We start from the raw sequence: 17,804 nt of genomic DNA, 5'->3' as shown, positions 1-17,804 counted from the left end.
CCAAAGATTGAAGTGCTGGAACACCATCGCAAGCTTCGTGCGGATGCGCTGCAACTGCTTGTGGTCGGCCACTTCCAGCGCGCCGGCACGGTCGGTCTTCGTGCGCACGGCCTCGCCGTCGACGACGATCTGCCCCGCATTCGGCCGCTCGAGAAAATTGATGCAGCGCAGGAACGTACTCTTGCCCGAGCCGCTCGCGCCGATGATGCTGATGACGTCGCCCGCTTTCGCGTTCAGCGACACGCCCTTGAGCACCTCGTTGTCGCCGTAGCGCTTGTGAATGTCGACCGCGGCAAGCTTCACGGAAGCGGACGCGTTCGTTTGAGTGATCTCGGCCAACTGGCTCTCCTCGAAGTGAAATCAATGACGGCCGGCCGCGAGATACGCGAGCCAGTGGCGCTCCGCACGGCGAAACGCCGCGACGAGTGCGAACGATACCGCAAGATAGATCAGCGCGGCGATCCCGAACGACTGGAACGCCATGTACGTCGCCGAATTCGCGTCGCGCGCGACCTTCAGGATGTCGGGCACGGTGGCCGTAAACGCGACGGTCGTCGCATGCAGCATCAGGATCACCTCGTTGCTGTACAGCGGCAGCGCACGACGCAGCGCCGACGGCAGAATCACGCGGCGGTACATCGTGAACGGCGTCATCCCGTACGCCCGCGCGGCTTCAACCTCGCCGTGCGGAATCGCGCGGATCGCACCGGCGAAGATCTCGGTCGTGTACGCGCAGGTGTTCAGCGCGAACGCGAGAATCGCGCAGTTGAAGCCGCTCCTGAAAAACGCATCGAGCAGCGAGTGCGAACGCACGAACTCGAGGCTGTACATGCCCGTGTACATCAGCAGCAGCTGCACGTAGAGCGGAGTGCCGCGAAACACGTAGGTGTAGAACCGCACCGGCATCGACACCCACTTCTTCTTCGACACGCGCGCGACCGCGAGCGGTACCGCACACAAGAAGCCGAGCGAAATCGACGCAACGAGCAGCCACAGCGTCACCGCAAGGCCGGAGAGGCGCTGGCCGTCCCAGTAAAGGAACGCCTTGCCGAATTCCTGAAGGATCTCGATCATAGTTCTGCGTGCCGCACGCCCATGGAATAACGCTTCTCGAGCTGGATCAGCACGAGGTTGGAAACGGTCGTGATCGCCAGATAGATCAGCGCCGCGACGAGGATGAAGAAGAACATGTTGAACGTGCTCTTGCCGGCGTCCTGCGCGGCCTTCACGACGTCCGCGAGGCCGATGATCGACACGAGCGCGGTCGCCTTCACGAGCACCTGCCAGTTGTTGCCGATCCCCGGCAGCGCAAAGCGCATCATCTGCGGAAACAGGATGCGCACGAACACGCGCGCACCGCTCATCCCGTACGCGGCGCCCGCCTCGAGCTGGCCGCGCGGCACCGCGAGGAACGCACCGCGAAACGTTTCGGTGAAGTACGCGCCGTAGATGAAGCCGAGCGTCAGCACGCCCGCGACGAACGGATCGATGTCGATCTGGGTCCAGCCGACCAGGTCGGTGAACTGGTTCAGCCAGATCTGGATGCTGTAGAACAGCAGCAGCATCAGAACGAGATCGGGCACCGAGCGAATCAGCGTCGTATAACCGGTCGCGATCGCTCGCAGCACCCGATTGTGCGACAGCTTCGCCACCGCGCCGATCAGCCCCAGCGCCACCGCAGTGGCGAGCGACAGCACCGACAGCTCGATGGTCTGCACGGTGCCGGCCCACAGGACGGGACCAAAGCCGTAAAGGAACACGCGCGTCTCCTGGATCTTGGAATCAATGCCGGCGCGAATCCCTTCCCGCACCGTGCTGACGCGGATAGTCGCAAGCGAAATTGATTGCCTCAAACCACCCTGCGCACGCCTGCTGCATCGCAGCAATTCGGCAGCCGGTTTGGGCGCGCCGCCTATCTCACTGTTTCAAAAGGAAAAAAGCCGCTTCCTGACAGCGACATAACGGGCCGCGAAGCGGACTTTTTGCAATTTTTCGGTCGCTTTTTCGATATAGCGGACGGCAGCGCAAAACCGGTCGACGCGGCCGGCCGAGCGGCGCCCGTGCGCCGACGCCGGGCGTGCGCTCAGCGGCCTTTCAGAATGTCGGAGCGCGACGTCGTATAGACGAGCCCGTCCGGACCGAAATGGACGTTGAAGAATGCGTCGGTGTTCACGCCGTCCTCGAGCCAGCGCCAGCTCCAGACCGTCTCGGGCTTCAGCGGATACTGCGCGACCTCGCCCGGCTTGCCGAGCAGCCGCCGCACTTCGTCCACGGTCATCCCCGGGCGCACCTTCGCGAAGTTCTCGGCGGTCAGCACCTGCGTCGCGCCCGTGTAGCGGCCGTTCGGATCGAGATCGACGAACCACGTCTGATTGCCCATCGGGCCGCGCGGATATTCGAGCCGCTTCGAGCCGTCGGTGAACGTCCGCTCGATGTCGGGCTTGCCCATCGTCGCGCGTACGTCGGCCTCGGTCGACTCGCCGACCTTCAGCCCTTTGAGCAGCAAGGGCGCCGGTTTGATCGCGTTGAAGAAGTCCCTGATACGTTGCACGTCGAGATTGCCTTGCTTGTCGTCGCAGCCCGCGAGCGCGAGCGCAGCGGCCAGCACGGTCACGGGAAGCAGCCGGAAACGAAAAATCATCGGAAGAAACGCCGGTCGAGAAAACACGCGGCAAGCATACCCGTGCCAGCCCGAAAGCGCGAGACGGGCGCGCGGCCCGCCTCGGTCAGTGCATCGTTTCGGTTTCCGCCTTGCGCGGCGATGGCGCATGCGGCGCCGCATTCGCCGCGCGCAGCCGGCGGCGCGTGCGCACGAGTTCGGCGAGCTGCCACGAGGCGAGCGACAGGCAGCTGAACAGCACTTCGCGGCCGCGCTTCACGAGCGCGAGCGACAGCGCCGTTTCGCGGTCGACGCCGAACATCTGCGCGAGCAGCACGACGGTCGCCTCCTGCACGCCCAGACCGCCCGGCACCATGAACGCGGCATGGCGCACGGCCTGTGTCATCGCTTCGATCGCGATCGCGCCGCCGATCGATACCGGATGGCCGAGCAGCGCGAGCGCCCAGTAGATCTCGAGCGCGCCGAGTACATAGCCGCCGAGCTGCCAGAAGAACGCGGAGAAGAGCAGCCGCGTGCGCGACATCAGCGCGTCGATGTCGGCGTCGAGCCGCCGGCCGTCGACGCCTTGCAGCAGCCGGTGCGAATCGCCGAGCAGCCGCCCGGCGAAGCGCTCGATCGCATGGAAGATGCCGCCGCGTCGCATCAACACGACGCCGAGCACGGGCAACGGCAGCGTCAGCAGCAGCGCGACGCCGATCGTGCCGCCGCCCATCGCGTTCGTCATCGCGAGCAGCAGCACGAGGCCGAGCGCGGCAAATGCGTACTGGACGACGATCGTCACCAGCACCTCGACGATCACCGAAGCCGTCACGCGACTCGCATCGGCGACTTGCCTGCGCGCGAGCCGGATCCCGACGAGCTCGCCGCCGATCCCGACGACCGGCAGCAGCCGGTTCACGGCCTCGCGCACGGTCGCGATCCACCACAGAAACGGCAGCGACCCGCGCCGGTCGAGCAGCACGTGCCACGCGTACGCATCGAGCAGCAGCGGCAGCGCATGGAACGGCACGAGCCACAGCAGCGCGTAGCCGGCACGCGCGAGCATCTGCGACACGTCGCCGATCCCCTCGTGCAGCCCCAGCGCGAGCAGGATGCCGATGCCGATCGGCCAGCCGAGCCATTTGAACCATTTGCTCATGACGGCTGGGCTCCCGGTCTGCGCGCCGCGGGTGCGCCCCGCTGCGCGTCGCGCGTGCCGAACACGGCCGCGAAGCCGCCGGTCGCGACGCCCGCGCGCGTCAGCGCCGCGGCAACGCGCGGCGACAGCAGCGCGTCGAGTTCGTCGACGGGACGGTAGTCGGCCATCGTCGGCGTGATCGGCCCGTCGCCCGCCTCGGCCGGATGACAGTAGATCTCGCCGACACCGGGCGGCAGCGCCGCGAGCGCATCGAGCAGCACGGCCTCGTCCATCCGGCCCGTCTGCGCGATGCCGACCACGTAGTCGTTATGCGCGAGCCCCGCGCGGTCGAGCCGCGCGCGCACGAGCGCGATCCACGGCCGCAGCCATACGGGCGCGGTCGTCTCGTACGGCAGCCGCACGGCGCGCAGGCCGTAGTCGCGGCCGATCTCGACGATCATCGACAGCACGGTCGGATGCAGATGGAAGTGCTTGTGCGCGTTTACGTGATCGAGCGGCAGGCCGGTCGCCGCGAACGCATCGAACTGCGCGCGGATCTCGCGGCGCAGTTGCGCGCGCACGTGCGGCAGAAAGAAGAACCGGCAGCCGTCCTTCGCCATCGCGTCGCCGAAGCGGCCGTCGGCGCCGACCAGCGCCGGAATCTCGCGCGCGGGCAGCGTCGCGGGACCGTCCGCGAGTACCAGATGCAGACCGACCGCGAGCGACGGCAGCCGCCGTGCGCGCGCGATCGCATCCTGCGCGGCCGGCGCGCCGACCATCAGGCTCGCGGCGTTCAGCACGCCGTCGCGATGCGCGCGCTCGACTGCCGCGTTCACGCGCTCATGCAGCCCGAAGTCGTCCGCGGTGAAGATGAGCGCCCGCGCCGCCCGCTGCGTCGTCACGAATCAAGCCTCGTGCGCGCGCAGGAAACGGAAGAATTCGACGCCCTCGCGCAGACGGCGCTTCATCATGTCCCAGCTCGTCAGCATCTCGCGCACGATCTCCCAGATCTTCGACGGACGGAAGTAGAACTCGCGATAGAACTGCTCGAGATGGTGATAGATCTCGTCGCGCGACAGGTGCGGATAGCCGATCGCGGCGAGCTGCACGCCTTCCTTGCTGACGAGGTTGATCGTCTTGTTCTCTTCCATCCAGCCGTTTTCGATGGCCTGCTTGTAGAGCGTCGTGCCCGGATACGGCGCGGCGAGCGACACCTGGATCGTGTGCGGATTGATTTCCTTCGCGTACTCGATCGTCTTCTTGATCGTCTCTTTCGTCTCGCCCGGCAGGCCGAGGATGAAGGTGCCGTGGATCTTGATGCCGAGCTTCTTGCAGTCCGCGCTGAAGCGGCGCGCGAAATCGGTGCGCACGCCCTTCTTGATGTTCACGAGGATCTGGTCGTCGCCGGATTCGAAGCCGACGAGCAGCAGACGCAGCCCGTTTTCCTTCATCACCTTCAGCGTCTTGTACGGCACGTTCGCCTTCGCGTTGCACGACCACGTGATGCCGAGCTTGCCGAGGCCGATGGCGATCGCTTCCGCGCGCGGCAGATCGTCGGTGAAGGTGTCGTCGTCGAACATCAGTTCCTTCACTTCGGGCATGTTGTCGCGAATCCACTTCGCTTCCGCGAGCACGTTCTCGACGGAACGCGTGCGATAGCGATGGCCGCTGACCGTCTGCGGCCACAGGCAGAACGTGCAGCGCGACTTGCAGCCGCGGCCCGTGTAGATCGACACGTACGGATAGTTCAGATAGCCGATGAAGTAATTCTCGATCTTCAGGTCGCGCTTGTAGACGGGCGCGACGAACGGCAGTTCGTCCATGTTCTCGAGGATCGGACGCGCTTCGTTGTGCTCGATCGAGCCGTCCTTCGCGCGCCAGCTCAAGCCCTTGATCTCGGCGAACGGCTTGCCTTCGGCGAGCTCCTTGCAGGTGTAGTCGAATTCCTCGCGGCAGACGAAGTCGATCGCGTCGCTCGCCGTCAGCGAGTTGTGCGGATCGACCATCACCTTCGCACCCACCATGCCGACCAGCATCGACGGCTTCATCTTCTTCAGGTCCTGCGCGAACATCGCGTCGGTCGGGAACGACGGCGTGCTCGTATGGATGATCACGAGGTCGTAGTCGTTCGCGATCTTCAGCGTTTCCTCGACCGACAGGCCGTCGGCGGGCGCATCGACGACGCGGCTGCCCGGCACCAGCGCGGCCGGCTGCGCGAGCCAGGTCGGATACCAGAAGGAACGGATTTCACGCTTGGCCTGATAGCGCGAGCCGGCTCCGCCGTCGAAGCCGTCGTAGGACGGGGCCTGCAAGAACAGCGTTTTCATGAATGCTCCGGTAGCCTGCATAGTTCGATTCGTCTCAACGATTCAGTCAAAAAAACCGCGGGCCGCCGTACCGGCCGCCCGCTACTCCGTGATGTCGCGCGGCGGCAGCGTCGCTCGCCACGCATGGCGGCCCGCTGCCGGGCCGTATTCCGTCGGCACGCGGGTCGCGCGCGCCTGCCTGTGTCCGACGCGGCGCTAGCGACCGTCGCCGCCTTCCACGGCGGCCGCCGCGCGTTCGCCGCCGACCACCGTCATGCGTGCGCCGCGCCACACGACCTGCGTACCGAACGCGGCGACCAGCCATTCGAGCGCGAGCAGCGTGTCGCGCACCGCGACGAGCGGCAGATCGCGCCAGTACGCGCGCCAGCCGTCTTCGCCGCGCGCGTGCAGCACGAGCCGGCCGAACGTGCCCGCGGCCGCCGCCACGCCGGCCACCGTGCCGGCGACGGTGCCGTCGAGCTTCAGCGCGAGCGCCGCGGCGATCGCGAGCCACGGCGCGGTGAACGTGATGAACAGGAACGCGAAGCCGGCCGGATTCAGCGACCGGATCGTGCGCAGCCAGCGCGTCTCGCGATGCCAGAGCGGGCCGAACGACGCCTCGATCACGTCGGTCGCGACTTCGACCTCGGAGAGCACGGTGCGCCGCCCGAGGCGACGCGGCAGCTCGGCGAGCCAGAAGTCGTCGGCGAGCTCGTCCTTCAGCACGCGCAGGCCGCCGATCCGCTCGAGCGTGTCGCGCGTGAGCGCGAGCGTCGCGCCGAAGCCGAAACGGCTCGAGCCGCCGAGATGCGTGATCCGCACCGACGGCGCGAACCATGCGTCGACGAATTGCGCGCCGATGCGCGTCCAGAACCCGCCGACGCTGCGCGCATGATACAGACACGTGACGACGCCGACCGACGCGTCGGCCAGCGGCGCCGTCACGCGCTCGAGATAGTCGGGCGCGACTGCGATGTCGCTGTCTGCGATCACGATCCGATCGTATTTCGCGCGGTCGGCGAGATTGATCAGATTGCTGACCTTCAGATTCGTGCCGTGCACGCGCGCGTCGACGACGAGCGCGATGTCGCGATCCGGATACGCGGTGCGCAGCCGCTCGACGACCGCGATCGCCGGATCGCCCGCCGACGCGACGCCGAACAGCACCTCGTAACGCGGATGATGCTGCTCGCAGAAGGTCGCGAGGTTCTCGTACAGATGCGGCTCGGCGCCGCACAGCGGCTTGAGCACGCTGACCGGTTCGGCGCCGTCGCGCGCGGCCGTGCGCGGGACGCGCGGACGCGGCGCGAATGCCGCGAGCAGCGCGTAAGCGGCCGCCGCCGCCGCGAACGCGATCAGCAGCCAGTCGAGCAGCGACACGGCGGGTGGTGTCGTCATGGGCGGCGCCCTCCGACGAAGCCGGCCGCGTGGCGGCCGATCCGGCCGCACGGCACATGATGGGATATTCCGACAGCGACAAACGCGGGCACGACCCGACTCCTTGTTCCAGCGACCTCAGTGTTTGGGGCGGCACGGCCCGGTCCGCGCAAGGCGGCCGTGCCCCGTTCAGCGTGGCGTTTCCGCATGCCGTCCGGCGCGGAAAAATCGGATGGATTGCCTTCGGCACGAGATGGACAGGCGCCGGATTTTAACAGTCTGCACGCGTCCGCGCGTGGCACCGCGCGAAACGGACTGGTGCGATTCCAGCAAAGCTGTACGGTCGACGAAGGGCTCCGATATGGCCACGTTCACGTTAGCGTAAGCGCTTTGCAGGCGTATTGCAGTCTTGAAAATCAAACCTTTCGTGCAGATTTGTATGCCGATGCAGATTCGCCGCCAATCGCGGTAAAGATTCGTAACAAAGCGACGATTGGATTGATTTTTGCAACGATCGCCGGCGCTTCGCGCGCGGCCCTGCTGCAGGCATGGGTATCGCGGCGGCGCCAGCGCGTTCCGGAACCCTTTGGCAAAATCGACGGATCTGTTGCGTGCGCACATCACCGCGCCCCTCCCCTTCGAAGGCACCCGATGACACCGTTTTCCGTTCTTGACCTCGCCCCCATTCCCGCCGGCGCCGACGCCGCACAGGCCTTCCGCAATACGCTCGATCTCGCGCAACATGCGGAGCGCTGGGGCTATCGACGCTACTGGCTCGCCGAACACCACAACATGCCGGGCATCGCGAGCGCGGCCACCGCGGTCGTGATCGGCCACGTCGCGGGCGGCACGAAGACGATCCGCGTCGGCTCCGGCGGCATCATGCTGCCGAATCACGCACCGCTCGTGATCGCCGAGCAGTTCGGCACGCTGGCGTCGCTGTATCCGGGGCGCATCGATCTTGGCCTCGGCCGCGCGCCGGGCACCGATCAGACGACGTCGCGCGCGCTGCGCCGCGACCTGATCGGCAGCGCCGATTCGTTCCCCGACGACGTCGCCGAACTGCTGCGCTACTTCGCCGAGCCGGCACCCGGCCAGCGCGTGCGTGCGGTGCCCGGCGCGGGGCTCGACGTGCCCGTATGGCTGCTCGGCTCGAGCCTGTTCAGCGCGCAGCTCGCCGCGATGCTCGGCCTGCCGTTCGCGTTCGCGTCGCACTTCGCGCCCGACTATCTGATGCGCGCGCTCGAGGTGTACCGCGCGCAGTACCGGCCGTCGGCCGCGTGGCCGAAGCCGTATGCGATGGTAGGTGTCAACGTGTTCGCGGCCGATACCGACGACGAGGCGCGGCGCCTCTTCACGTCGCTGCAGCAGCAGTTCATCAACCTGCGGCGCGGCACGCCCGGCAAGCTGCCGCCGCCGGTCGACGTGCTCGAGGCGAACGAACTCGAACTCGCGAACGTCGCGCATTCGCTGTCGTTCGCGGCCGTCGGCTCGCGCGACACGGTGCGCGACAAGCTGCGCGACCGGATCGCGCAAACGGGCGCGGACGAGCTGATCATCACCGCGCAGATCTACGATCACGCGGCGCGGCTGCGCTCGTTCGAACTGGCCGCGCAGATCCGCGACGAGCTCGCGAGCGAGCGGCGATAGCAACGGCGCCGGGCGCCGCTGCCGAGATGCGCGCGGCCGCATGCCGCACGCCGCGGCTGCGCGTTACGGCGTGCGCACCGCGTCGAGCCCGTCGAGCAGCGCCTTGTGGAAGGCGTCCGGATCCTGGATCTGCGGCGCGTGTCCGAGCGTCGGAAATTCGACGAGCTGCGCGCCGGGAATCGCGGCCTGCGTGCGCTTCGCGAGCTCCGGATAACGGCCGAGCTTCGCATGCACGTCGGGCGGTGCGACGTCCTTGCCGATCGCCGTCGTGTCCTTGTCGCCGATCAGCAGCAGCGTCGGCACGCGGATCGCGCCGAGCTCGTAGACCACCGGCTGCGTGAGGATCATGTCGTAGATCAGCGCGGAATTCCACGCGACGATGTCGCGGCCCGGCCCGCGGTACATGCCCGCGAGCATCTGCACCCAGCGCTCGTACGACGGCGCCCACTTGCCCGCGTAGTAGGTCGCCTGCTCGTAGCGGCGTATGCCGTCCGCCGACGTCTTCAGTTCGCGCGCGTACCAATAGTCGACCGACAGCGGCGGCACGCCGAGCGCCTTCCAGTCCTCCAGACCGATCGGGTTCACGAGCACGAGCTGCTCGATCGCCTTCGGATACATCAGCGCATAGCGCATCGCGAGCATGCCGCCGGTCGAATGGCCGACGAGCGTGGCCGACTTCACGCCGATCGATTCGAGCAGCGCATGCGTGTTGCGCGCGAGCTGCTGGAAGCTGTACTGGTAGCGCTCGGGCTTCGACGACTTGCAGAAGCCGATCTGGTCCGGCGCGATCACGCGGTAGCCGGCGCGGCTCAGCACGCCGATCGTGTCTTCCCACGTCGCGGCGCAGAAATTCTTCCCGTGCAGCAGCACGACCGTGCGGCCGTTCGGATGCGCAGGCGGCACGTCGAGGTACACCATTTCGAGCGTTTCGCGCTGCGACACGAATGCGTAGCGGTGCAGCGGCGCCGGATAGTCGAAGCCTTCCAGCCGCGGACCGTAGGCGGGCCCGTCGTTGCCGGCCGCGGCCGGCACGATGGCCGCGACGGCCGTCGCGCACGCGGCGGCGGCGCCCGCGCCGACGAGCGCGGTTCGCACGGCGGACAACATCTTGCGAGTCGAAAACATGGCGTTCACGGTAATTGGACACGCACGGGCAGCGCCGTGCCCCGCGATTCTACGCGGGTCGCGCTGACGACGGCGCGCAACACCGTGCGCCGCGCGACTTCCGCGCGCGCGGCGAACTCGGGTATCGTGTGACGTGACCCTGAAACGCGAGCCGGCGAATTCCCATGAAAAACGTCCTCAGCATTCAGTCGCACGTCATCTACGGCCACGCCGGCAATAGCGCGGCCGTGTTTCCGATGCAGCGCCTGGGCGTCAACGTCTGGCCGCTCAACACCGTCCAGCTGTCGAATCACATGCAGTACGGCCACTGGGCCGGCAGCGCGATCGACGCCGCGAAGATGGAGCAGCTCGTCGACGGGATCGCCGCGATCGGCGCGCTCAAGCGCTGCGACGCCGTGCTGTCGGGCTTCGCCGGCTCGCCCGCGCAGGCGCGCGCGACCGTCGAGATCGTGCGCGCCGTGAAGGCGATGAATCCGAACGCGTGGTACTTCTGCGATCCCGCGATGGGCCAGACGGGCGGCATCCGGCCCGAGCCCGGCGTCGAGGAATTCATCGTCAACGAAATGCCGGCGCTCGCGGACGGCATGTCGCCCAACCACACCGAGCTGCAGAAACTCGCGGGCCGACGCATCGAGACCGTCGCCGAAGCGGTCGACGCATGCCGCACGCTGATCGCGCGCGGCCCGAAGATCATCCTCGTCAAGCACCTGCACGACCGCAACAGCCCCGCCGACCGCTTCAACATGCTGGCCGTCACCGAGACCGAAGCGTGGATCGGCCAGCGTCCGCTGTATGCGTTTCCGCGTCATCCGGTCGGCGTCGGCGACCTCACCAGCGCGATCTTCGTCGCGCGCCGGCTGCGCGGCGACTCGGTGCGCGCCGCGTTCGAGCACACGCTCGCGGCCGTGCACGCGGTCGTCAAGGCGACCTACGACGCGCGCCGCTACGAACTCGAACTGATCGCCGCGCAGGACGAAATCGCGCGCCCGAGCGAATGGTTCGGCGCGTGGGTGACCGACGCCTGACGCGTCGCACCTCCTCGCCGCGCGCTGCGCACCGTGCGGCTCGTCCTGCCCTCCCGCGCGATCGCTTCACGTCGCATACACCGCCATTTCCGCCGATCGGCCGTGCGTTCGCCGCGACGCGGAGCCCGCATGCAAACGTTTCCGGGCTTCACATGAATGACACCGAAACCCCGCTATGCTCGCGGCGGCACGACCCGGGCGGCAGGCTATCGCGGCGCGGGCGCGCCGCCGCCCGTCCCGCCAACCGGCGCCCTCCCTTTACCGCACGATAACGACCATGACCCGATCGAACCGTCGTGATTTCCTGCGCCTCGCCGCCGGCACCGCCGGCGCCGCCGCGCTGAACCTGTTTCCGCCCGTGATCCGCGACGCGCTCGCGATTCCCGCGAACCGCCGCACCGGCACGATCCGCGACATCGAACACATCGTGATCCTGATGCAGGAGAACCGCTCGTTCGACCATTACTTCGGCACGCTGCGCGGCGTGCGCGGCTTCGGCGATCCGCGGCCGCTGCGCCTCGCGAACGGCAAGTCGGTGTTCCATCAGCCGGTCGGCGCGGCCGAACTGCTGCCGTTCCATCCGGGCGCGGACAAGCTCGGGATGCAGTTCCTGCAGGATCTGCCGCACGGCTGGCAAGACATGCACGCGGCGTGGAACAAGGGTCGCTACGATCAGTGGGTGCCGAACAAGGGCACGACGACGATGGCGTACCTGCAGCGCGACGACATTCCGTTCCACTATCAGCTCGCGGACGCGTTCACGATCTGCGACGCCTATCACTGCGCGATCCCGAGCTCGACCGATCCGAACCGCTACTACATGTGGACTGGCTACGTCGGCAACGACGGCATCGGCGGCGGCCCCGTGCTCGGCAACGAGGAAAAGGGCTACGGCTGGACCACCTATCCGGAAGTGCTGCAGCAGGCCGGCGTGTCGTGGAAGATCTACCAGGACGTCGGCACCGGCCTCGACGCGAACGGCTCGTGGGGCTGGACGCAGAACCCGTACATCGGCAACTACGGCGACAACTCGCTGCTCTACTTCAACCAGTACCGCACCGCGCTGCCGGGCACGCCGCTGTACGACAACGCGCGCACCGGCACGAACGTCAGCGCCGGCGGCACGCTGTTCGACGTGCTGCAGCAGGACGTGAAGAACGGCACGCTGCCGCAGGTCTCCTGGATCTGCGCACCGGAAGCGTATTCCGAGCATCCGAACTGGCCGGCGAACTACGGTGCGTGGTACATCGAGCAGGTGCTGAAGACGCTCGTGTCGAACCCGGACGTCTGGAGCAAGACTGCGCTCTTCATCACGTACGACGAGAACGACGGCTTCTTCGACCACGTGCCGCCGCCGTTCGCGCCGCAGTCGCGCGACAACGGGCTGTCGACCGTCGCGACGACCAACGAGGTGTTCGCCGGCGACGCGTCGCACATGGCCGGCCCGTACGGGCTCGGGCCGCGCGTGCCGATGCTCGTCGTGTCGCCGTGGACCAAGGGCGGCTGGGTCTGCTCGCAGACCTTCGATCACACCTCGCTGCTGCAATTCATCGAGGCGCGTTTCGGCGCGCAGTACGCGGTCAAGGCGGCCAACATTTCGCCGTGGCGCCGTGCGGTGTGCGGCGATCTCACGTCCGCGTTCGACTTCTCGACGCCCGACGCAAGCTGGCCGACGCTGCCCGACACGAGCGCATACGCGCCGGCCGACCGCAATCGTCATCCCGACTACATCCCGGTGCCGCCGGTGCTGCAGACGCTGCCGACGCAGGAGCCCGGGCTGCGCCCGGCGCGCGCGCTGCCGTACGAGCTGTTCGTGCACGGCCGCGTCGAGCCGGCCGCCGGCCGGTTCCGGCTGAACTTCGCGAATACGGGCCGCGCGGGCGCCGCGTTCCAGGTGCAGTCGCGCAACCGCGTCGACGGCCCGTGGACGTACACCGTCGAAGCCGGCAAGCGCATCGCCGATACGTGGAGCGCCGCGCCGTCGCTCGGCCGGTACGACCTCGACGTGTACGGCCCGAACGGTTTCTACTGCCATTTCCGCGGCCCGTTCGCGACCGGCGTGGGGCACGCGGACGCGAACCCGGAAGCGATCTACGGCTACGACGTCGCGAACGGCAACATCACGCTGCGCCTCATGAACCGCGGACACCGCACGGTGCGCCTCACGGTGACGAACGCGTACGGCAGCGGCGCCGCGCGCACGTTCGAGCTCGCGCCGGGCGCCCACGTCGACGACTACTGGGATCTGCGCGGCAGCCACGGCTGGTACGACCTGACCGTCAGTGACGGGCAGCCGCTCGGCTTCCTGCGCCGCTTCGCGGGCCACGTCGAAACGGGCCGCGCGAGCACCAGCGATCCGCTGATCCGCACGAGCGCGTCCGGCACGGGCGCCGGCGCGGCGTCGGACGCGCTGTCCGACGCATCGGCCGGCTAAGCGCGGTGTCGCACCGCGGCCCGGACGGGCTGCGGTGCGCCCGCGCATCCGTTGCATTCGCACCCTCCCCGCCCGTTCGCGGCGGGAATATCCCGATACCGGCCGCACGCGCCGGCGCGGAAGCTATGCGCAAATCCGCACCGAATGCGTGTCGAACTGCCAAGACCCACGCAATTCGGCGACCTATATATCGAGGCGATCGGGGCTCCTCCGGAGCCTCGCGGGGTCATTCCGAGCGTCGTTCCGCCGCCCTGCGCCCGATTCCGAGAAGCGGTCGAACCGCCCGTCCGCCGCACGCGCCCGGCCGCGTGCGGTGCCCACCCGCCGGTGTCGAACAAGAGGATCGAACATGAAACTTCGCCATTCATTGTTGTCCGTGTCGATTGCATCCGCGCTTGCCCTCTTCTCGCAACAGGCCGCGCAGGCGGCCGACGAACTCGACGTGAAGGTCGGCTTCGCCGCCCCGCTGACCGGCGTGAACGCCGGCTACGGCAAGGATCTGCAGAACGGCGTGCAGCTCGCGCTCGACGATGCGGTCGCGCAGAAGGTGCAGATCGCCGGCAAGCCCGCGCACTTCAGCCTGATCGTGCAGGACGATCAGGCCGACCCGCGCGTCGGCGTGCAAGCCGCGCAGGCGCTCGTCGACAAGAACGTGTCGGTCGTGGTCGGCCACTTCAATTCCGGCACGACGATTCCGGCGTCGGTCGTCTACGACAAGGCCGGCATCCCCGTCATCGATCCGGCCGCGACGAACCCGACGCTCACGTCGCGCGGGCTCGCCAACATGTTCATGGTGATCGCGACCGACGGCCAGAACGCGGGCAACGCGGGCAAATACGCGGTCGAGGTGACGAAGGCGAAGCGCATCGCGATCGTCGACGACCGCACCGCATTCGGTCAGGGCGAGGCCGACGAGTTCGAGAAGGCCGTGAAGGTGGCCGGCGGCACGATCATCGCGCGCGAGTTCACGAACAACCAGGCCGTCGATTTCCGCGCGCAGATCACGAGCCTGAAGGGCAAGAACCCGGACCTGATCTTCTTCGGCGGCCTCGACGCGCTCGCGGCGAACTTCATCAAGCAGATGCGCCAGCTCGGGCTCAATGCGCAATTCGTCGGTGGCGGCGGCGTGAAGGACAACGAGTTCATCAAGATCGCCGGCCCGGCGGCCGAAGGCGCGATGGCATGGGAGTACGGGCGCCCGCTCGACGAGCTGCCGCAGGGCAAGGATTTCGAGCAGCGGTTCAAGAAGCGTTTCGGCGTCGACGTGCTGTCGTACGCGCAGTTCGGCTACGACGCGACGTGGGCCGCGATCAAGGCGATGCAGGCGGCCGGCTCGACCGATCCGAACGTCTATCGGCCGGCGCTGAAGAAGATCGACTTCGAGGGCATCACCGGGCGCATCTCGTTCGCGAAGGACGGCTCGCTGAAGAGCGGGATGTCGACGCTGTATCAGGTGAAGAACGGCGCGTGGAAGACGATCGTCACGAAGGGAGGCTGATCGGGATGGCGGTCCGGGGGACGGGCGGCGCGGGCCGCCCTACCGCGGGCCGCCCCGTCTCCACGATGCGGTCAAGTGGTCGGTCTTGTACGACGACTGATGTTGCGGCGTGACGCATCGGCGGTGCGGTCCGGCACAACGCGCGATTGCGCCGCGCCGTTGCGCGCGCCTCAGTTCGCCTGCGTGTCGCGCTCGGCCTCGGCGGCCTCGTGCGCGCGGCGCAGCCGCTCGCGGCTGTTGGTCAGATGCGTGCGCATCGCCGCACGCGCGGCCTCCGGATCGTGGCGCGCGATCGCTTCGTAGATGTCCTCGTGCTCGTGGTTCAGGCGGCCGACGTAGCGCTCGAGGTCGTCGCCGGCGAAGCGCGCGGAATTCACGCGCGTGCGCGGAATGATCGACGCGCCGAGCTGCGTCATGATGTCGACGAAATAGCGGTTGCCGGTGGACTGCGCGATCTGCAGATGGAATTGATAGTCGAGCTGCGCGGTGTCGCGCCCGCCGCCGGAGCCCGTCGCGATCGCGTCGAGCGCGCGGCGCAGCGCGGCGAGATCGGCATCCGTCGCGCGCTGCGCGGCGAGGCTCGCGCACTCGCTCTCGAGGCTGATGCGCAGCTCGAGCACCGCGAGCACGTCGCGCAGCGTCGTGATCGTCGCCGGGTCGATGCCGAGCGCCTGGCGGCGCGACGGTTCGAGCACGAAGCTGCCGATTCCGTGGCGCGTCTCGATCAGGCCGCTCGCCTGCATCCGCGAGATTGCCTCGCGCACGACCGTGCGGCTCACCCCCTGCGCCGCCATCACTTCGGTTTCGGTCGGCAGCTTGTCGCCAGGGCGCAGCGTGCCGTTTTCGATCTGCGCGGTCAGCGCGTCGACGACATCTTGTGCAAGGCTGCGCGCGCGACGGCGCGGCGCTGCGGGAAGCGTAGGCACGGACATGAGGCCGGTTCCTTTCTGAATGATCGTAGTGTGAGCCGAGGGTTTACGCGGGGTTTGAGCGAAAGCCGTGGTTTCATTATACTGCGTCACAAGTCATCCGATGACTGATGATCGCGACGCGTGGCCTCGGCTGCATTGACATTGGCGCCCCGTCACGCTTGGCGATGCGCCGCTTCGCGACCGCTACGGCGCCCGCGCACATCGGTTGTCGAATGATCGCACCTCCCGCCACGCGCGGCAAAGCTTTTGCCGTGCGGCACCGCCTACCTTATCGCCATCGCCGCCATGAAAGCCGTCACTGCCTCGCCCTCCTCCGATACGCCGCGCATCGTCGACCTGCAAGCGATCCCGGTCGCCGGTCACGACAGCATGCTGCTCAACCTGAGCGGCGCGCACGGCCCGTTCTTCACCCGCAACCTCGTGATCCTCAAGGACAGCGCCGGCCGCACCGGCGTCGGGGAGGTGCCGGGCGGCGAAAGCATCCGCCGCACGCTCGACGATGCGCGCGCGCTCGTCGTCGGTCAGCCGGTCGGCAACTACCAGGCCGTGCTCAACGCGGTGCGCCGCACGTTCGCGGACCGCGATGCCGGCGGCCGCGGCCTGCAGACCTTCGATCTGCGCACGACGATCCACGCGGTCACCGCGCTCGAAGCCGCGCTGCTCGACCTGCTCGGCCAGCATCTCGGCGTGCCGGTCGCGGCGTTGCTCGGCGAAGGCCAGCAACGCGAAAGCGTCGAGATGCTGGGCTATCTGTTCTATGTCGGCGATCGCACGAAAACCGCGCTGCCGTATCGCGACGGCCGCGACGCGAGCGACGACTGGACGCGCGTGCGCAACGAGCCCGCGCTGACGCCGGAAGCGGTCGTGCGGCTCGCGGAAGCCGCGCACGCGCGCTACGGCTTCAACGACTTCAAGCTGAAAGGCGGCGTGTTCGAAGGCGCGCGCGAAGTGGAGGCCGTCACCGCGCTCGCCGAGCGCTTCCCGAGCGCGCGCGTGACGCTCGACCCGAACGGCGCATGGTCGCTCGACGAGGCCGTGCGCCTCTGTCGCGACCTGCATCACGTGCTCGCGTACGCGGAAGACCCGTGCGGCGCCGAGAACGGCTATTCCGGCCGCGAGGTGATGGCCGAATTCCGACGCGCGACGGGCCTGCCGACCGCGACCAACATGATCGCGACCGACTGGCGGCAGATGGGCCACGCGGTGCAGTTGAACGCGGTCGACATCCCGCTCGCCGATCCGCACTTCTGGACGATGCAGGGCTCGGTGCGCGTCGCGCAGATGTGCCGCGACTGGGGGCTGACGTGGGGCTCGCATTCGAACAACCACTTCGACGTGTCGCTGGCGATGTTCACGCATGTCGCGGCGGCAGCGCCGGGCCGCGTGACAGCGATCGACACGCACTGGATCTGGCAGGACGGCGAGCGGCTGACGCGCGAGCCGCTGAAGATCGAGAACGGGCTCGTCGAAGTGCCGAAGCGGCCGGGGCTCGGCGTCGACATCGACATGGACGCCGTCGCGCGTGCGCATGAGCTGTACAAGCAGCACGGCCTCGGCGCGCGCGACGACGCGGCGGCGATGCAGTCCCTGATTCCGGGCTGGACCTTCGACAACAAGCGCCCGTGCCTCGTGCGCTGAGCGCCGCGGGCCGGGACGGACCGGCGTGAGCGCGTCGCGCGAGCGACACGCGCGTCACGCTGCTGCGCGCGGCGCGCGAGCC

Annotated in this window: 15 protein-coding genes; 5 read left to right on the top strand and 10 right to left on the bottom strand. The window is 68.0% G+C overall.

The annotated features are described in order from the left end of the window. From HMPREF3115_RS02365 to hpnI, 8 genes are all read right to left on the bottom strand, one after another. A partial coding sequence (locus tag HMPREF3115_RS02365) for an ATP-binding cassette domain-containing protein (protein ID WP_141751618.1) occupies positions 1–339 on the bottom strand: 339 nt, incomplete at its 3' end. Between the two features lie 21 nt (positions 340–360). Next, a complete protein-coding gene (locus HMPREF3115_RS02360; protein ID WP_070553340.1) occupies positions 361–1,074 on the bottom strand; it encodes an ABC transporter permease in 714 nt (237 codons plus the stop codon). Further along, a complete protein-coding gene (locus tag HMPREF3115_RS02355; RefSeq protein ID WP_012467549.1) occupies positions 1,071–1,760 on the bottom strand; it encodes an ABC transporter permease in 690 nt (229 codons plus the stop codon). Before HMPREF3115_RS02355 ends, HMPREF3115_RS02360 begins: the two co-directional genes overlap by 4 nt. A gap of 323 nt (positions 1,761–2,083) precedes the next feature. Next, positions 2,084–2,641 carry a hypothetical protein gene (locus tag HMPREF3115_RS02350; RefSeq protein WP_006408162.1) on the bottom strand — a complete coding sequence of 186 codons (558 nt, stop codon included), beginning with the start codon at positions 2,639–2,641 and terminating at the stop codon, positions 2,084–2,086. 85 nt (positions 2,642–2,726) lie between these two features. Next, a complete protein-coding gene (locus HMPREF3115_RS02345) occupies positions 2,727–3,758 on the bottom strand; it encodes a lysylphosphatidylglycerol synthase domain-containing protein (RefSeq protein WP_070553339.1) in 1,032 nt (343 codons plus the stop codon). After that, positions 3,755–4,639 (bottom strand): hopanoid biosynthesis-associated protein HpnK, encoded by an 885-nt coding sequence (hpnK, locus tag HMPREF3115_RS02340; protein ID WP_006408161.1) that lies wholly within the window; start codon positions 4,637–4,639, stop codon positions 3,755–3,757. Before hpnK ends, HMPREF3115_RS02345 begins: the two co-directional genes overlap by 4 nt. 3 nt (positions 4,640–4,642) lie before the next feature. Then, on the bottom strand, positions 4,643–6,085 hold the full coding sequence (hpnJ, locus tag HMPREF3115_RS02335; RefSeq protein ID WP_306300585.1) for a hopanoid biosynthesis associated radical SAM protein HpnJ: 1,443 nt from the start codon (positions 6,083–6,085) through the stop codon (positions 4,643–4,645). A gap of 174 nt (positions 6,086–6,259) precedes the next feature. Then, positions 6,260–7,441, bottom strand: a complete 1,182-nt coding sequence (hpnI, locus tag HMPREF3115_RS02330; RefSeq protein WP_070553338.1) for a bacteriohopanetetrol glucosamine biosynthesis glycosyltransferase HpnI — start codon at positions 7,439–7,441, stop codon at positions 6,260–6,262. Positions 7,442–8,071: 630 nt separating this feature from the next. On the opposite strand from hpnI, the gene HMPREF3115_RS02325 reads away from it, so the two are divergent. Continuing rightward, positions 8,072–9,070 (top strand): LLM class flavin-dependent oxidoreductase, encoded by a 999-nt coding sequence (locus tag HMPREF3115_RS02325; RefSeq protein ID WP_006401221.1) that lies wholly within the window; start codon positions 8,072–8,074, stop codon positions 9,068–9,070. A 63-nt stretch (positions 9,071–9,133) separates the two neighbouring features. Here the strand turns inward: HMPREF3115_RS02325 and HMPREF3115_RS02320 are convergent, their stop codons facing one another. Continuing rightward, positions 9,134–10,195 carry an alpha/beta fold hydrolase gene (locus tag HMPREF3115_RS02320; protein WP_070553337.1) on the bottom strand — a complete coding sequence of 354 codons (1,062 nt, stop codon included), beginning with the start codon at positions 10,193–10,195 and terminating at the stop codon, positions 9,134–9,136. Between the two features lie 164 nt (positions 10,196–10,359). Here HMPREF3115_RS02320 and pdxY point away from each other — a divergent pair, with 164 nt between their 5' ends. The 3 genes from pdxY (at position 10,360) to HMPREF3115_RS02305 (ending at position 15,152) form a co-directional block, all read left to right on the top strand. Continuing rightward, complete coding sequence (gene pdxY / locus HMPREF3115_RS02315; RefSeq protein ID WP_006401223.1) at positions 10,360–11,220, top strand: pyridoxal kinase PdxY; 861 nt, start codon at positions 10,360–10,362, stop codon at positions 11,218–11,220. A gap of 277 nt (positions 11,221–11,497) precedes the next feature. After that, positions 11,498–13,654, top strand: coding sequence for a phosphocholine-specific phospholipase C (locus HMPREF3115_RS02310; protein ID WP_070553336.1), 2,157 nt, complete (start codon positions 11,498–11,500; stop codon positions 13,652–13,654). Between the two features lie 349 nt (positions 13,655–14,003). Continuing rightward, positions 14,004–15,152, top strand: a complete 1,149-nt coding sequence (locus tag HMPREF3115_RS02305; protein WP_070553335.1) for a branched-chain amino acid ABC transporter substrate-binding protein — start codon at positions 14,004–14,006, stop codon at positions 15,150–15,152. A gap of 170 nt (positions 15,153–15,322) precedes the next feature. On the opposite strand, the gene HMPREF3115_RS02300 is transcribed toward HMPREF3115_RS02305, so the two are convergent. Further along, positions 15,323–16,084 carry a FadR/GntR family transcriptional regulator gene (locus tag HMPREF3115_RS02300; protein WP_006401228.1) on the bottom strand — a complete coding sequence of 254 codons (762 nt, stop codon included), beginning with the start codon at positions 16,082–16,084 and terminating at the stop codon, positions 15,323–15,325. Positions 16,085–16,369: 285 nt separating this feature from the next. Here HMPREF3115_RS02300 and gudD point away from each other — a divergent pair, with 285 nt between their 5' ends. After that, positions 16,370–17,722, top strand: coding sequence for a glucarate dehydratase (gudD, locus tag HMPREF3115_RS02295; protein ID WP_070553334.1), 1,353 nt, complete (start codon positions 16,370–16,372; stop codon positions 17,720–17,722). Positions 17,723–17,804: the final 82 nt, after the last annotated feature.

The sequence above is a fragment of the Burkholderia sp. HMSC10F09 genome, from assembly GCF_001806955.1.
GTDB lineage: Bacteria > Pseudomonadota > Gammaproteobacteria > Burkholderiales > Burkholderiaceae > Burkholderia > Burkholderia multivorans.
This window is presented reverse-complemented; position numbering and strand designations above follow the sequence as displayed.

What these genes read in the sequence shown, in the direction of transcription:
- pdxY (WP_006401223.1), top strand. Translation starts at nt 10,360, where the DNA reads ATGAAAAACGTCCTCAGCATTCAGTCGCACGTCATCTACGGCCACGCC.
- HMPREF3115_RS02360 (WP_070553340.1), bottom strand. Translation starts at nt 1,074, where the DNA reads ATGATCGAGATCCTTCAGGAATTCGGCAAGGCGTTCCTTTACTGGGAC.
- HMPREF3115_RS02345 (WP_070553339.1), bottom strand. Translation starts at nt 3,758, where the DNA reads ATGAGCAAATGGTTCAAATGGCTCGGCTGGCCGATCGGCATCGGCATC.
- hpnI (WP_070553338.1), bottom strand. Translation starts at nt 7,441, where the DNA reads ATGACGACACCACCCGCCGTGTCGCTGCTCGACTGGCTGCTGATCGCG.
- HMPREF3115_RS02310 (WP_070553336.1), top strand. Translation starts at nt 11,498, where the DNA reads ATGACCCGATCGAACCGTCGTGATTTCCTGCGCCTCGCCGCCGGCACC.
- HMPREF3115_RS02305 (WP_070553335.1), top strand. Translation starts at nt 14,004, where the DNA reads ATGAAACTTCGCCATTCATTGTTGTCCGTGTCGATTGCATCCGCGCTT.
- HMPREF3115_RS02350 (WP_006408162.1), bottom strand. Translation starts at nt 2,641, where the DNA reads ATGATTTTTCGTTTCCGGCTGCTTCCCGTGACCGTGCTGGCCGCTGCG.
- HMPREF3115_RS02300 (WP_006401228.1), bottom strand. Translation starts at nt 16,084, where the DNA reads ATGTCCGTGCCTACGCTTCCCGCAGCGCCGCGCCGTCGCGCGCGCAGC.
- HMPREF3115_RS02325 (WP_006401221.1), top strand. Translation starts at nt 8,072, where the DNA reads ATGACACCGTTTTCCGTTCTTGACCTCGCCCCCATTCCCGCCGGCGCC.
- hpnJ (WP_306300585.1), bottom strand. Translation starts at nt 6,085, where the DNA reads ATGCAGGCTACCGGAGCATTCATGAAAACGCTGTTCTTGCAGGCCCCG.
- HMPREF3115_RS02320 (WP_070553337.1), bottom strand. Translation starts at nt 10,195, where the DNA reads ATGTTTTCGACTCGCAAGATGTTGTCCGCCGTGCGAACCGCGCTCGTC.
- gudD (WP_070553334.1), top strand. Translation starts at nt 16,370, where the DNA reads ATGAAAGCCGTCACTGCCTCGCCCTCCTCCGATACGCCGCGCATCGTC.